A 13,782-nucleotide genomic window follows, 5' to 3' on the forward strand; every position below is an offset into this window, starting at 1 on the left:
CGATGAGTACTTCATTTCTTCTTTTGCTCATTGTTGTAATTGGTTTTATTTCTTATTTTGGGGGTCGTGCGCGCTCCTTCGCACAGGCTGGCGGCAAGCTCTCCAATCTGCATTCCTTACCCGGCTATCACGGCAGCTATGTCGCCATCTGGGCGATCCTTCCAGCGGCGCTCGTACTCGGCGCCTGGCTCGTCGCCGCGCCCATGTATATCGACTCCAGCACCCGGGCGACCTTGCCCGAGACGGTGCAGACGCAGGGCGGCGCCACGGTCGAGCTGGCGCTTGGCCAGGTCAAGTCGGTCGCCGGCGGCCTGAAGCGGTTGACGGCCGAAGAAGTTTCGGCGCTTGAAAGCGGTTCGGCCAATCTTCGCTCGACGCTTGCGGCCAAGGGCGTGGCTCTTGCCGGCGAGGGCGAACCCTACATGATCACCGCCGCCCAGCATTTCAACGCGATGAGCGCCACCAATCGCTGGCTGATGAGCGCCGTCGTCCTGCTGATCGCGATTGCCGGCGGCTTTTATGCCATCCGCAACATCGCCACCCGCTTCCGCGCCCGCAACCAGGTCGAGCGCGTCATGCTCGGCGCGCTGATCGTAGCGTCCTCGATCGCCATCCTGACGACGGTCGGCATCATCGCCTCTATGCTGTCGGAAGCCGGCCGCTTCTTCACGATGGTTTCACCCTTCGAGTTCTTCTTCGGCACGGTCTGGGACCCCCGGTTTGCTGCCGCCGGAAGCGGTGGCTCCTCCGGCCAGTTCGGCCTGATCCCGCTTCTCGCCGGTACGCTCTACATCGCCTTCGTCGCCATGCTGTTTGCGGTGCCGATCGGCCTGTTTGCCGCCATCTACATGGCGGAATATGCCAGCCCACGACTGCGTTCGACGGCAAAGCCCCTGCTCGAAGTGCTCGCCGGCATCCCGACCATCGTCTACGGTTTCTTCGCACTTGTGACCGTCGGCCCATTCCTGCGCGATATCTCTGCCCAACTGAACGGTCTCGTCACCGGCAATTATCAGAACTTCATCCAGGCACAGAGCGTCGTGACCGCCGGCATCGTCATGGGCATCATGCTGATCCCGTTCGTGTCCTCGCTTTCCGATGACATCATTACCCAGGTACCGCGGGCCCTGCGCGACGGTTCGCTCGGCCTTGGTGCCACCCGCTCCGAGACAGTCAAGAAGGTCATCCTTCCCGCAGCACTTCCGGGCATTGTCGGCGCTCTGCTTTTGACCGCCTCGCGTGCCGTCGGCGAGACGATGATCGTGGTGCTTGCCGCCGGTGTCGCGGCCCGCATGCAAATCAATCCTTTCGAGCCGATGACCACGGTGACGGTGAAGATCGTCAACCAGCTGACGGGTGACCTTGAGTTCACCTCGCCGCAGACGCTGGTTGCCTTCGCACTCGGCATCACGCTCTTCGTTATCACGCTCGGCCTCAACATTTACGCGCTCTACATCGTGCGCAAATATCGGGAACAGTACGAATGACCGACATCGCTTCCCCGGCCGTCCGGATCTCCGTCCGCCCCGCATCCGCCAAGCGTGATATCGGCATCAAGCGTCGCTACGCGGCCGAGCGTCGGTTCCGTGCCTATGGCATCAGCGCCATCAGTCTTGGCCTGTTCTTCCTCGCTCTGCTGCTGTGGACGGTGATCTCCAACGGCTACACCGCGTTCCAGCAGACGACGATCACGCTGCCGATCGAATTCACCGAAAAGGTCATCGATCCCAAGGGTGAGCGCGCGACCGACGGCAAGGTGCTGGTGGCGGCCAACTATCCGCTGCTGGTCCGCGATGCGCTGATCAAGCAGCTCGGCATCGATCCGAGCAATCGTCCGCTGGTCAAGCGGGCCACCGACATGGTGTCTGCAAGCTCCCGCACGCTGTTGCGCGACATCGTCGTCGCCGACCCGTCGGTTATCGGCAAGACCATACCGGTGACACTGCTCGCCGAAGCCAATGTCGACTCCGCCTTCAAGGGGCAGATCGACCTGAAGGTCGATGAGAGCAAGCGCAAGGTCAAGGACCAGCAGGTCACCTGGATGAACGAGCTTGCAAGCGCCGGCGTCCTGAAGAAGAGCTTCAACACCGGCATCTTCACCTTCGGTGCCTCGAGCCGTCCGGAAGCGGCAGGCGTCGGCGTTGCCGCCCTCGGTTCGCTGTTCATGATGCTGATCGTGCTCGTGCTGTCGCTGCCGATCGGCGTTGCCGCCTCGATCTATCTCGAAGAGTTTGCGCCGAAGAACCGGCTGACCGATCTCATCGAGGTCAACATCAACAATCTCGCCGCCGTTCCGTCGATCGTCTACGGTCTCTTGGGGTTGGCCGTATTCATCAACTTCGCCGGCATGCCGCGCTCGGCCGCCCTCGTCGGCGGCCTGGTGCTGACGCTGATGACCCTGCCGACGATCATCATCGCCACCCGTGCAGCGTTGAAGGCGGTCCCGCCGTCGATCCGCTCGGCAGCGCTCGGTCTCGGTGCGTCGAAGATGCAGACCATCTTCCACCACGTCCTGCCGCTGGCGATGCCGGGCATCCTGACCGGCACGATCATCGGTCTCGCCCATGCACTTGGCGAAACCGCGCCGCTGCTGTTGATCGGCATGGTCGCCTTCGTCGTCGATTATCCCGGCTCGCCGATGGAGCCGTCGACCGCGCTGCCGGTGCAGATCTACATGTGGGCCAACGAGGCGGAACGCGCCTTCGTCGAGCGCACATCCGGCGCGATCATCATTCTTCTCATCTTCCTCGTCGTCATGAACCTTGGCGCCATTCTGTTGCGACGTCGCTTTGAGCGCCGTTGGTAGTGAGGTAATTACTATGAACATCATGTCAGAAGCAGCAGTCGAAAAAGCCTTGGATCAGAAAATGAACACCGTGCCCTACAAGATGATCGGCAAGGATGTGTCGGTCTACTACGGCGAGAAGCGTGCGCTTTTCGACGTCAATCTCAATATCCGCGAGAACACGGTGACAGCGCTGATCGGCCCTTCGGGCTGCGGCAAGTCGACCTTCCTGCGCACGCTGAACCGCATGAACGACACCATCGAGAACTGCCGCGTCACCGGCAAGATCACGCTCGATGAAGACGACATCTACGACCCGACGATCGACGTCGTGGAACTGCGAGCCCGCGTCGGCATGGTGTTCCAGAAGCCGAACCCGTTCCCGAAGTCGATCTACGACAACGTCGCCTACGGCCCGCGCATCCACGGGCTTGCCCGCACCAAGTCTGAGTTCGACGAAGTCGTCGAGACCAGCCTGCAGAAGGCTGGTTTGTGGAACGAGGTGAAGGATCGCCTGCAGGAGCCGGGCACCGGTCTTTCGGGCGGCCAGCAGCAGCGTCTGTGCATCGCGCGCGCCGTTGCCGTCAGCCCTGAAGTGATCCTGATGGACGAGCCCTGTTCGGCGCTCGATCCGATCGCGACGGCCAAGGTCGAGGAACTGATCCACGAGCTGCGTACCAACTTCACGATCGTCATCGTCACCCACTCGATGCAGCAGGCGGCGCGTGTTTCGCAGCGCACTGCCATGTTCCACCTCGGCAATCTTGTCGAGGAGAACGACACCGACAAGATGTTCACCAATCCGGATGACCAGCGTACCCAGGACTACATCATGGGCCGGTTCGGTTGATGGCCGAAGCTCCTCTTCACCCCGTTTCCTGAACGCGCCCGCAAGGATCGAAGACTATGTCCATGCACATAATGTCCGCCTACGACGAAGAACTGAAATATCTCACGCGCCGCATCTCCGAGATGGGCGGGCTTGCCGAGCAGATGGTGGGCGAATCCGTTCGTGCGCTTGTCAATTCTGACCTCGCCTTGGCGCAGAAGGTGATCTCCGACGACACCATCCTCGATGAAGCCGAACGCCAGATCGGCGAAAAGGCAATCGTCACCATCGCCAAGCGCCAGCCCGTTGCTGCCGACCTGCGCGAGATCATGGGATCGATCCGCATCGCGTCCGATCTGGAGCGCGTCGGCGACCTCGGCAAGAACAACGCCAAGCGTGTCATCGCGGTTGCCGGCTCCGGCATCCCGCGCAAGCTGGCGCGCGGTCTCGAACACCTGGCAGAGCTTGCGCTGGTGCAGCTCAAGGAAGTCCTCGACGTCTACGCTTCCCGCTCGCCGGAGAAGGCCAACAGCATCCGCGAGCGCGACGAGGAGATCGACGCGATCTACACCTCGCTGTTCCGCGAGCTGCTCACCTACATGATGGAAGATCCGCGCAACATCACGCCCTGCACGCATCTTCTCTTCTGTGCCAAGAACATCGAGCGTATCGGCGACCACGCCACCAATATCGCCGAGACGATCTACTACATGGCGACGGGCGCGCAGCCGGAAGGCGAGCGTCCGAAGGACGACAATACGTCGACGCTGGGTGCCGTGAAGGACTAACGCATGTCGCGCAAAAGTGCGCAGCGGTTTTGCGATAACGACATGTGCAAAAACAAGAACTTAAAGCACAACAAGCGCATCTTAGAGATCGCGACGCGCTTTAAGACCCGGATACGTTCGAGTGCCTGCTTATGAACCTGCTCCGGTCGCAGCCCTGGTTGCGGCCCTGCTCTACTGCGTCTGAAGCTATACGTTTTCGCGCGTGCCTATGAAAACGCGCGGAGTGCTCCAGATTCTATATGTTCGAGCATCTCTTTGCGTTCGATCGAACGCGAGACGCTCTGGGTAAGGAGACGTTGCCTGATGTTGCCGAAAATCGCCGTTGTCGAAGACGAAGAGGCGCTGAGTGTCCTGCTGCGTTATAACCTCGAAGCCGAAGGGTTCGATGTTGATACGATCCTGCGCGGAGACGAGGCGGAGATCCGCCTACAGGAGCGCCTCCCGGATCTCCTGATCCTCGACTGGATGCTGCCGGGCGTTTCCGGCATCGAGCTTTGCCGCCGGCTGCGCCAACGTCCGGAAACCGAGCGCCTGCCGATCATCATGCTGACGGCGCGCGGCGAGGAGAGCGAGCGGGTTCGTGGCCTTGCCACCGGCGCCGACGATTATGTCGTCAAGCCGTTCTCGACCCCGGAGCTGATGGCCCGTGTCAAGGCGATGCTGCGGCGCGCCAAGCCCGAGGTCCTCTCGACGCTGCTTCGCTGCGGCGACATCGAGCTCGATCGCGAGACCCATCGCGTGCATCGCCGCACCCGCGAGGTCCGCCTTGGTCCGACGGAATTCCGCCTGCTCGAATTCCTGATGTCGTCGCCGGGCCGGGTGTTCTCGCGCTCGCAACTCCTTGATGGCGTCTGGGGCCACGATATCTATGTCGACGAGCGCACCGTCGACGTGCATGTCGGTCGCTTGCGCAAGGCACTGAATTTCTCGAGCATGCCTGATGTCATCCGCACCGTTCGCGGTGCCGGCTACTCGCTCGAAAGCTGAGCCAGCCGGCCACTGCAGCGCCGCGCATCTTAATGGACGCGCAAAGGTCGCTGTTGCATCTTGAATTGCGGCATGTTTCCTTGAAGCGAATACGAACCAGGGAAACATGCAGCAGCCAATAAAAAAGGGGCCGTGCGGCCCCTTTTCTGCATGTGGTTTTCGGTCGTCTCAGCGAGCGCGACGGCGCTCGGAGGTCGGCTGATAGGCAAGCCGCGCATGGAATGTGCAATAGGGCGAAGCTTCCGGGGAATCGTTGCCGCAGAAGTGGAATTCTTCCTTGAGCGGGTCGCCGATCGGCCATTTGCAGGTGCGCTCGGTCAACTGCGTCAGCTCCAGGCGGCGCGACATTGGCACGACCACATCCGTCTGGATGCGGAAATCCTGTTCGGCGACGAGATCGACTTCGACCTCTTCCTTGAGCACGGTCGCGCCGGCCGCACGGGTAACCGTCCGTGTCGTGACGCGCGAAGCGTAGTTCGGAGCGCGCGGCGCCGAAGTCGGGCGCTGCTTCGGCCGGGTCGCGGCGGTGGTTCCGCCAGCCTTGGCCCTGCCGGGCAGGCTCAGCCGGTGAACCTTGCCGATGACCGCATTGCGGCTGACGCCGCCGAGCTGTGCCGCGATCTGGCTCGCGCTCAGGCCCTCGGACCAAAGCTTCTTCAGTTTTTCCACCCGCTCGTCAGTCCAGTTCATTTCTGCACTCTCCGTTCTCAGCGTTGGCGATGACAGAATCTCTCACCACGCTCCGGACAGGCTCCGGAGCTGCAACGCGATAACACTTTTGGTGACTAGGCCCGCCGCATGCGTCTAGTAATTGAACATTAACCTACTGACCGGCGGACTCCGTGGCAAGAGTCCCGCGAATCGCGCCGAATCGATTTCTTGGTTTTCCCCAACTTGCTCGGTGGGCGTTGCATTTTTGCAAGCCCCGTCGCGTGATTTTTTCGTCGCATGGATCAGACCCGTCCGACCGCACTGCAAAGCTTGGTTTTGTTGACATTGCGCTGCGAAATAGGAATAGTGCCTGCGCCGCCGCAAGGCGGCATTTTTAATTTTTTGCCGCGCTCAACAGGGGCTCGGATCGATGCCGATAGCAATGAAGGAGAGGCTCGCCATGACTGCAACCACGCCGCTTTACGACACCTACATGCGTGCGCCGTTGCGTTTCGAGCGAGGAGAGGGCGTCTGGTTGATCGCCGAAGACGGCTCGCGCTATCTCGACTTCGCCGCCGGCGTCGCCGTCAACTCGCTTGGCCATGCGCATCCGCATCTGGTCGAGGCGTTGAAGGCGCAGGCCGAGAAGGTCTGGCACCTGTCCAACCTTTATGAGGTCCCCGGCCAGGAGAGCCTTGCACGCCGGCTGACGGCCGTCACCTTCGCCGATCGTGTCTTCTTCACCAACTCGGGTGCCGAGGCGCTCGAATGCGCGATCAAGACTGCGCGTCGCTACCACTATGCCAAGGGCAATCCGGAGAAGTTCCACATCATCACCTTCGAGGGTGCCTTCCACGGACGCACGATCGCGACCATCGCGGCGGGTGGTCAGCAGAAGTACATCGAGGGCTTTGGCCCGAAGGCCCCGGGTTTCTATCAGGTTCCCTTCGGCGATATCACGGCGCTCAAGGATGCGATCACCGACGAGACGGCGGCGATCCTGATCGAGCCGATCCAGGGCGAGGGCGGCATCCGCCCGGTCACCAAGGAATTCATGCAGGAGCTGCGCGCGCTTTGCGACGAGTTCGGTCTGCTGCTGATCCTCGACGAGGTCCAGTCCGGCGTCGGCCGCACCGGCAAGCTTTTCGCCTATGAATGGGCTGGCATCCGTCCGGATATCATGGCTGTCGCCAAGGGCATCGGCGGCGGCTTCCCGCTCGGTGCCTGCCTTGCGACCGAAGAGGCGGCTGCCGGCATGGTCGCCGGTACGCACGGTTCGACCTATGGCGGCAACCCGCTTGCCATGGCTGTCGGCAACGCCGTGCTCGACGTCATCCTGGCCGACGGTTTCCTGGAGCATGTCCGCGACGTGGCCCTGGTCTTCCGCCAGGGCCTCGCGTCGTTGAAGGACCGTTTCCCCGATGTGATCGAGGATATCCGCGGCGACGGCCTGATGCTCGGCATCAAGGCGAAAGGCCCTTCGGCCGATCTCCTGAAGGCGATCCGCGCGGAGAAGCTGCTGGCTGTTCCGGCCGGCGAAAACGTCCTGCGCCTGTTGCCGCCGCTGACGGTGACCGCCGCGGAAGCGCGCGAAGGCCTGGCGCGGATCGAGCGCGCGGCCGAAGCCGTGAGAAGCAGCAGCGGTACCGCCGCAGCCTAATTTGTGAACCCGGAGATCGGCAGCGATTTTCCCAAGGGTCCATGCGCGAGCCCAAGGTGTCGAGCGTTCTTTTGGCTCTTCGACACCGGTCGCGCTCCACGGGCCATTCTGAGACAGGAATTGACTACGATGGCAGGCACAAGACATTTCATCGATCTTTCGGCCATGACGGCAGCCGATCTGCGCACGATCATCGATGACGCACGCGTGCGAAAGACGGCGACGAAGGCCGGAACCGCCGAAAAGCCGCTCGCCGGCAAGATGTTGGCGATGATCTTCGAAAAGCCTTCGACCCGCACGCGCGTCTCCTTTGACGTCGGCATGCGCCAGCTCGGCGGCGAAACCCTGTTTCTCTCGGGCACCGAAATGCAGCTCGGCCGCGCCGAGACCATCGGCGACACTGCCAAGGTGCTGTCACGCTACGTCGATGCGATCATGATCCGCACCACCGATCATCGCCGTCTTCTCGAGCTTGCCGAGCACGCCACGGTGCCCGTCATCAACGGCCTGACCGACGACACCCATCCCTGCCAGATCATGGCCGATATCATGACCTTCGAGGAGCATCGCGGCCCGGTGAAGGGCAAGACCATCGCCTGGACCGGCGACGGAAACAACGTGCTTCACTCGCTGATCGAGGGCTCGGCCCGTTTCGGCTACCGCATGAACATGGCGGTGCCGCTCGGTTCCGAGCCGCACGACAAGATCCTCAACTGGGCGCGCAACAATGGCGGCGAGATCCTGCTTTGCCATGAGGCCGAGCAGGCCGTTGCCGGCGCGCATTGCGTCGTTACCGACACCTGGATTTCCATGAACCAGGAGCATCGCGCTCGCGGCCACAACGTCTTCCAGCCCTTCCAGGTCAACGACGCGCTGATGAGGCACGCCTCGCCGGACGCACTGTTCATGCACTGCCTGCCGGCGCATCGCGGCGAGGAAGTGACCGACGAGGTCATCGACGGGCCGCAGTCGGTGGTATTCGACGAGGCGGAAAACAGGCTGCACGCACAGAAGTCGATCATCGCCTGGTGCATGGGGCTCGTCTGATCGGCGCGTCTGCCTATTGAAATTTCCCGCATGCGACACGATTTAGGCCGAATGCGGGACGTTCCGGGGTGGAAACAACGGACGTTACCTGACGACAGGCAGCGCATGATCGGCCGGCAAAACGGCACATGCCTGCTAGACAAATCCGTTTATGGCGGGATCGAATAGGATAACGGGCAGGCTGCACCGGAGGATGTTTATGTTCTCTGCGCGGCCCTCTCCCAAGCATGTCGCGGAAAAGTGCGCAGCGGTTTTGCGATAACGATATGCACAAGAACAAAAACTTGAAGCGCAGTCAGCGAATCCTGGCGATCGCGACGCGCTTTAGTGACGTAAGGAGCAGCAGATGACTGAGATGGCACCAGGACTTGGCGAATTCGACTTTGCCGGTGACGATCATGTCGTGCCCTTCCAGGTGGAGGGCCTCGATGTGCGTGGCCGCGCCGTTCAGCTCGGCCCGATGCTCGATGCGATCCTCGAGCGCCACAACTATCCGCTTCCGGTCGCGCGGCTGGTTGCCGAGACCGTGGTGCTGACCGTGCTGCTCGGAACGTCGCTGAAGTTCGACGGCAAGCTTATCGTCCAGACGAAGAGCGACGGCCCGGTCGATCTTGTCGTCGCCGATTTTGCCACGCCCGATCGGGTGCGCGCCTATGCCCGTTTCAACGAGGAAGCGCTGGAGGAAGCTCTGAAGGACGGACGCACCCAGTCGCATGAGCTGCTGGGCAAGGGCGTTCTCGCCTTCACCATCGATCAGGGTGCCCATACCCAGCGCTATCAGGGCATCGTTGCGCTCGATGGCGCCACGCTCGAGGAGATTGCCGGCGTCTACTTCCGCCAGTCGGAGCAGATCCCGACCAAGGTGCGCCTCGGCGTTGCCGAACTGCTCGACCGCGACGAGAACGGCAAGCCGCGCCATCGCTGGCGCGCCGGCGGCATGGTCGCGCAGTTCCTGCCGGATGCGCCGGAGCGCATGCGCCAACCGGATCTTTCGGGGGGTGACGGCGACGACAACGAGGATCTCTTCGACGAGGACGATCTCTGGGCGGAAGCCAAGGTCATGGTCGAGACGATCGATGCCGACGAACTGACCGACCCGATGGTCGGCACGGAACGTCTGCTCTATCGGCTGTTCCACGAGCGCGGCGTTCGCGTCTACGAGCCGCAGGCGGTCTATGATCGCTGCAGCTGTTCGCGCGAAAAGATCCGCTCGGTGCTCACCGGACTGCACGCCGACGATATCGAGAGCACCATCGAGGACGGCTTGATCAAGGTGACGTGCGAGTTCTGCTCGACCACCTATCGCTTCGAGGCAAGCGAGGTCCGCCAGCAGTAGGATGCCTCAATTCAGGGTTCGAACGAGCCCTGGTGAATCAAGCGAGAAGGCGGGGATTGCCACGTTGAAGTGTTCTCCGCCTTCCGATTCCATGCTGTAGTGGCCGAACATGACGCCGGACGGCGTATCGAGCGGGCATCCGGAGGAATATTCGTAGGTATCGCCGGGGTTCAGCAACGGTTGCTCTCCGATGACACCGGGCCCGCTGACTTCGTCCACCTGGCCGTTCTCGTCGGTAATATGCCAGTAGCGTGTCATCAGCCGAACCGACTCGGCCGAATGGTTGGCGATGACGATGCGGTAGCCCCAGACATAGCGGCTGTCATCCGGATCAGATTGCTCTTCCAGATAATAAGGCTCCACCGTAACTTCTATGTCGCGAGTGAGCGCGCGATACATGAGCAACACCTTGTTTCAAGTCTTTCAGGGTATTCTACAGCAAGATGGTTTCGTCAAGAATAACGGCAGGATTGCATGCGTCGGCGGCAAGTCTGCGGAAAGGCGAGGCCGATGCTTGATGGCGCGGTGAGAAAACATCTGGATCCGATACTGGATCGGCTCGGTGCAGCACTTGCCCGCGGGGGTGTCGGTGCCAATGCGGTCACGATCACCGGCCTCGCGCTCGGCCTCGTTGCCGCTGTCCTCATTGCCGGACAATACTACCTTGCCGCCGCCATTGTTATCGTCGTTAGCCGGCTTTGCGATGGACTTGATGGTGCGGTGGCACGCGCCACGCGCAAAACCGATTTCGGTGGTTTCCTCGACATCGTGCTCGACTTCGCCTTCTACGGTGCCATCCCGCTCGGCTTCATCGGCGCCGATCCGCAGGCCAACGGTCTTGTCGGCGGTCTGCTGCTCTTCTCGTTCTACGTCAACGGATCGAGTTTTCTCGCCTATGCCATTATGGCCGAAAAGCGAGCGATGACGACGGATGTGCGGGGGGCAAAATCGCTCTACTTCACCACCGGGCTTGCCGAGGCGACGGAGACGATCGCCGCCTTCCTGGCCTTCTGCCTGTTCCCGACGTGGTTTCCGCTGCTGGCGGCGCTGTTTGCGGTCGTCTGCCTCTACACCGCGCTATCGCGCATTGTGCTCGCGCGAACGCGTTTTCGCGACGTCGAGTAGCGGCCGCCGCCGATCTCGGGGCGGCCGTCTTGTTCGTGGGTATCAGGCCTTGACGGTCTTCAGCGCGCGGGCGAAGTCCTCGACGATGTCGTCGCTGTCCTCGATACCGGCGGAGAAACGAACGGTGCCGGCGGAAATGCCGAGCTCGTCGCGAGCTTCGTCCGTCAGGTTCTTGTGCGTCGTCGTCGCCGGATGGGTGATCAGGCTTTTGGAATCGCCAAGATTGTTGGAGATGCGGGCGATCTGCAGTGCGTTCTGCAGTGCGAAGGCCGCATCCTTGCCGCCCTTGAGTTCGAAGGCGACAAGGGTCGAACCGCCGGTCATCTGCTTGGCGATGATGTCGGCCTGCGGATGGTCCGCGCGGCCGGGGTAGATCACCTTGGCGATCTGCGGCTGCTCGGCGAGGAAGTCGGCGACGCGACGGGCGTTTTCGGTCTGCTGCTTGACGCGCAGCGGCAGCGTCTCGATGCCCTTCAGCAACGTCCAGGCGTTGAACGGCGACATCGCCGGGCCGGTGTGGCGGAAGTAGTCATGCAGATGCTCGTTGATCCAGTCCTTGTCGGACAGAACCACGCCACCGAGGCACCGGCCCTGGCCGTCGATATGCTTGGTGGCGGAATAGACGACGATATGCGCGCCGAGTTCCAGCGGCTTCTGGAACAGCGGCGTGGCGAAGACGTTGTCGACCACGACCTTGGCGCCGATCTGGTTGGCGAGCCGAGAAACGCCTGAAATGTCGATCACTTCCAGCGTCGGGTTGGTCGGGCTTTCCAGGAAGAAGACCTTGGTGTTCTTCTGGATCGCCTTTTCCCAGTTCGCGAGATCGCGTCCGTCGACCAGCGTGCATTCGATGCCGTATTTCGGGGCCAGCGTCTCGACCACCCAGCGGCAGGAGCCGAAGAGGGCGCGGGCGGCAACGATGTGGTCGCCGGCCTTCAGCTGGCATAAAATGGCGGCAGTGACGGCAGCCATGCCTGATGCCGTGGCGCGCGCGTCTTCGGCGCCTTCCAGCATGCACATGCGCTTTTCAAACATGTCGTTGGTAGGGCTGCCGTAACGGGCATAGATGAAGCCTTCGGTCTCGCCCTTGAAGCGTGCTTCCGCCGCCTCGGATGTCTCGTAGACGAAGCCCTGGGTGAGGAAGATCGCCTCGGACGTCTCGCCGTGCTGGGAGCGGGTCGTTCCGCCGTGGACGAGTTGGGTTGCCGGGCGCCAGTTTTTGCTCATGTGACGATCACCTTCAAAAACAAAAAAACCGGCCGCGTGAAGGGCCGGTTTGAAACCCGGCCTTTTTAGCTACTTGTTTAACGTGGCTGCAAGCCGACCGGCCAAATCACCACGGGATAAAGCTCCAATACTGCTTGGGTGCGCTTGCGTCAATTCCTGGAGTTTGGTTTTGTCTCGCAACTGAAAAGAGGATCGAAATGGGCCGCGAGACTGGGATTTTGGCCGACCGCGCGATCGCCGCGCTGTTTGCGACCGGACGCTTGAAAAGCGAAAAGGCGCTGGATACCGATCAGATCCAGCCGGCAAGCCTCGACCTGCGCCTCGGCGCCAAGGCATTTCGCGTGCGCGCGAGCTTCATGCCGGGGCCGGCGCATCTCGTTGCCGACAAGCTCGACCGGCTGAAACTGCATGTCGTCGATCTCTCCGACGGCGCCGTGCTGGAAACCGGCTGCGTTTATATCGTGCCGCTGATGGAAAGCCTCGATCTGCCGGAGACCATGTCGGCTTCGGCAAATCCGAAGAGCTCGACCGGTCGCCTCGACATCTTCACCCGCGTCATCACCGATCGCGCCCAGGAGTTCGACAAGATCCCGGCTGGATATCGCGGACCGCTTTACCTCGAAATCAGCCCGCGCACCTTCCCGATCGTCGTGCGGCGCGGTTCGCGCCTGTCGCAGATCCGCTTCCGCACCGGCCAGTCGCTGCTCTCCGAGCAGGAACTGCTGGCGCTGCATGAAAGCGATATGCTGGTTGCGAGCGACAAGCCCAATGTCAGCGGCGGCGGGATCGCGCTCTCGATCGATCTCAAGGGTACGGGCCCGGACGGACTGATCGGCTACCGCGGCAAGCATCACACCGCGGTCGTCGATGTCGACAAGAAGGCGCAGCATGCCGTGTTCGACTTCTGGGAGCCGCTCTATAGCCGTGGCCGCGACGAGCTGATCCTCGATCCCGACGAATTCTACATCCTCGTTTCGCGCGAAGCTGTGCATGTTCCGCCGCTCTACGCTGCCGAGATGACGCCGTTCGATCCATTGGTCGGTGAATTCCGCGTGCATTATGCCGGCTTCTTCGATCCGGGCTTCGGCCATGCCTCTGCCGGCGGCAGCGGCAGCCGAGCGGTGCTCGAAGTCCGCAGCCACGAGGTTCCCTTCATCCTCGAGCATGGCCAGATCGTCGGCCGGCTGGTCTATGAACATATGCTGGAACGCCCGGAGGGACTTTACGGCCTCGGTCTTGGCTCCAACTATCAGGCTCAGGGTCTCAAGCTCTCCAAGCATTTCCACGCGGAGTAACAGAAAAAGTGCCGTTGCGCGGCAACGCGGCGCAACGGTCCTTGACAGATGC

13 protein-coding genes and 1 riboswitch are annotated in these 13,782 nt (G+C 61.9%); of the genes, 10 read left to right on the forward strand and 3 right to left on the reverse strand.

The window, feature by feature from the left end; genetic code table 11:
* Nucleotides 1–2: 2 nt before the first annotated feature.
* The 5 genes from pstC (at nt 3) to phoB (ending at nt 5,389) form a co-directional block, all read left to right on the forward strand.
* Nucleotides 3–1,487 (forward strand): phosphate ABC transporter permease subunit PstC, encoded by a 1,485-nt coding sequence (pstC, locus tag C6558_RS02225; RefSeq protein WP_025425796.1) that lies wholly within the window; start codon nt 3–5, stop codon nt 1,485–1,487.
* Complete coding sequence (pstA, locus tag C6558_RS02230) at nt 1,484–2,806, forward strand: phosphate ABC transporter permease PstA (RefSeq protein WP_025425797.1); 1,323 nt, start codon at nt 1,484–1,486, stop codon at nt 2,804–2,806. The genes pstC and pstA overlap by 4 nt, the downstream gene beginning before the upstream one ends.
* Before the next feature lie 13 nt (nt 2,807–2,819).
* Nucleotides 2,820–3,635 carry a phosphate ABC transporter ATP-binding protein PstB gene (pstB, locus tag C6558_RS02235; protein ID WP_025425798.1) on the forward strand — a complete coding sequence of 272 codons (816 nt, stop codon included), beginning with the start codon at nt 2,820–2,822 and terminating at the stop codon, nt 3,633–3,635.
* 56 nt (nt 3,636–3,691) lie between these two features.
* The gene (phoU, locus tag C6558_RS02240; RefSeq protein WP_025425799.1) at nt 3,692–4,402 is read left to right on the forward strand and encodes a phosphate signaling complex protein PhoU; all 711 of its coding nucleotides are present in this window, start codon (nt 3,692–3,694) and stop codon (nt 4,400–4,402) included.
* A 303-nt stretch (nt 4,403–4,705) separates the two neighbouring features.
* Nucleotides 4,706–5,389, forward strand: a complete 684-nt coding sequence (gene phoB, locus C6558_RS02245) for a phosphate regulon transcriptional regulator PhoB (RefSeq protein WP_025425800.1) — start codon at nt 4,706–4,708, stop codon at nt 5,387–5,389.
* A gap of 168 nt (nt 5,390–5,557) precedes the next feature.
* On the opposite strand, the gene C6558_RS02250 is transcribed toward phoB, so the two are convergent.
* Nucleotides 5,558–6,079, reverse strand: a complete 522-nt coding sequence (locus tag C6558_RS02250; protein WP_025425801.1) for a GcrA family cell cycle regulator — start codon at nt 6,077–6,079, stop codon at nt 5,558–5,560.
* 421 nt (nt 6,080–6,500) lie between these two features.
* Here C6558_RS02250 and C6558_RS02255 point away from each other — a divergent pair, with 421 nt between their 5' ends.
* The 3 genes from C6558_RS02255 (at nt 6,501) to C6558_RS02265 (ending at nt 10,083) form a co-directional block, all read left to right on the forward strand.
* Nucleotides 6,501–7,700, forward strand: a complete 1,200-nt coding sequence (locus C6558_RS02255; RefSeq protein WP_025425802.1) for an aspartate aminotransferase family protein — start codon at nt 6,501–6,503, stop codon at nt 7,698–7,700.
* A 129-nt stretch (nt 7,701–7,829) separates the two neighbouring features.
* A complete protein-coding gene (argF, locus tag C6558_RS02260; RefSeq protein ID WP_025425803.1) occupies nt 7,830–8,747 on the forward strand; it encodes an ornithine carbamoyltransferase in 918 nt (305 codons plus the stop codon).
* 346 nt (nt 8,748–9,093) lie between these two features.
* The gene (locus C6558_RS02265; protein WP_025425804.1) at nt 9,094–10,083 is read left to right on the forward strand and encodes an Hsp33 family molecular chaperone; all 990 of its coding nucleotides are present in this window, start codon (nt 9,094–9,096) and stop codon (nt 10,081–10,083) included.
* Nucleotides 10,084–10,089: 6 nt separating this feature from the next.
* Here the strand turns inward: C6558_RS02265 and apaG are convergent, their stop codons facing one another.
* Nucleotides 10,090–10,482, reverse strand: coding sequence for a Co2+/Mg2+ efflux protein ApaG (gene apaG / locus C6558_RS02270; protein ID WP_025425805.1), 393 nt, complete (start codon nt 10,480–10,482; stop codon nt 10,090–10,092).
* 111 nt (nt 10,483–10,593) lie between these two features.
* Here apaG and C6558_RS02275 point away from each other — a divergent pair, with 111 nt between their 5' ends.
* On the forward strand, nt 10,594–11,208 hold the full coding sequence (locus C6558_RS02275) for a CDP-alcohol phosphatidyltransferase family protein (protein ID WP_025425806.1): 615 nt from the start codon (nt 10,594–10,596) through the stop codon (nt 11,206–11,208).
* A 42-nt stretch (nt 11,209–11,250) separates the two neighbouring features.
* Here C6558_RS02275 and C6558_RS02280 read toward each other — a convergent pair whose 3' ends face one another.
* Nucleotides 11,251–12,435 carry an O-succinylhomoserine sulfhydrylase gene (locus C6558_RS02280; protein ID WP_025425807.1) on the reverse strand — a complete coding sequence of 395 codons (1,185 nt, stop codon included), beginning with the start codon at nt 12,433–12,435 and terminating at the stop codon, nt 11,251–11,253.
* A 44-nt stretch (nt 12,436–12,479) separates the two neighbouring features.
* Nucleotides 12,480–12,558, reverse strand: a riboswitch (SAM riboswitch).
* A gap of 74 nt (nt 12,559–12,632) precedes the next feature.
* On the opposite strand from C6558_RS02280, the gene C6558_RS02285 reads away from it, so the two are divergent.
* Nucleotides 12,633–13,730 (forward strand): 2'-deoxycytidine 5'-triphosphate deaminase, encoded by a 1,098-nt coding sequence (locus C6558_RS02285; protein WP_025425808.1) that lies wholly within the window; start codon nt 12,633–12,635, stop codon nt 13,728–13,730.
* Nucleotides 13,731–13,782: the final 52 nt, after the last annotated feature.

Source organism: Ensifer sp. NM-2 (genome assembly GCF_003024455.1).
GTDB classification, from domain to species: domain Bacteria; phylum Pseudomonadota; class Alphaproteobacteria; order Rhizobiales; family Rhizobiaceae; genus Ensifer; species Ensifer canadensis.

Coding starts and splice junctions, on each gene's coding strand:
- pstC (WP_025425796.1), top strand. CDS start 3: ATGAGTACTTCATTTCTTCTTTTGCTCATTGTTGTAATTGGTTTTATT.
- pstA (WP_025425797.1), top strand. CDS start 1,484: ATGACCGACATCGCTTCCCCGGCCGTCCGGATCTCCGTCCGCCCCGCA.
- pstB (WP_025425798.1), top strand. CDS start 2,820: ATGAACATCATGTCAGAAGCAGCAGTCGAAAAAGCCTTGGATCAGAAA.
- phoU (WP_025425799.1), top strand. CDS start 3,692: ATGTCCATGCACATAATGTCCGCCTACGACGAAGAACTGAAATATCTC.
- phoB (WP_025425800.1), top strand. CDS start 4,706: ATGTTGCCGAAAATCGCCGTTGTCGAAGACGAAGAGGCGCTGAGTGTC.
- C6558_RS02250 (WP_025425801.1), bottom strand. CDS start 6,079: ATGAACTGGACTGACGAGCGGGTGGAAAAACTGAAGAAGCTTTGGTCC.
- C6558_RS02255 (WP_025425802.1), top strand. CDS start 6,501: ATGACTGCAACCACGCCGCTTTACGACACCTACATGCGTGCGCCGTTG.
- argF (WP_025425803.1), top strand. CDS start 7,830: ATGGCAGGCACAAGACATTTCATCGATCTTTCGGCCATGACGGCAGCC.
- C6558_RS02265 (WP_025425804.1), top strand. CDS start 9,094: ATGACTGAGATGGCACCAGGACTTGGCGAATTCGACTTTGCCGGTGAC.
- apaG (WP_025425805.1), bottom strand. CDS start 10,482: ATGTATCGCGCGCTCACTCGCGACATAGAAGTTACGGTGGAGCCTTAT.
- C6558_RS02275 (WP_025425806.1), top strand. CDS start 10,594: ATGCTTGATGGCGCGGTGAGAAAACATCTGGATCCGATACTGGATCGG.
- C6558_RS02280 (WP_025425807.1), bottom strand. CDS start 12,435: ATGAGCAAAAACTGGCGCCCGGCAACCCAACTCGTCCACGGCGGAACG.
- C6558_RS02285 (WP_025425808.1), top strand. CDS start 12,633: ATGGGCCGCGAGACTGGGATTTTGGCCGACCGCGCGATCGCCGCGCTG.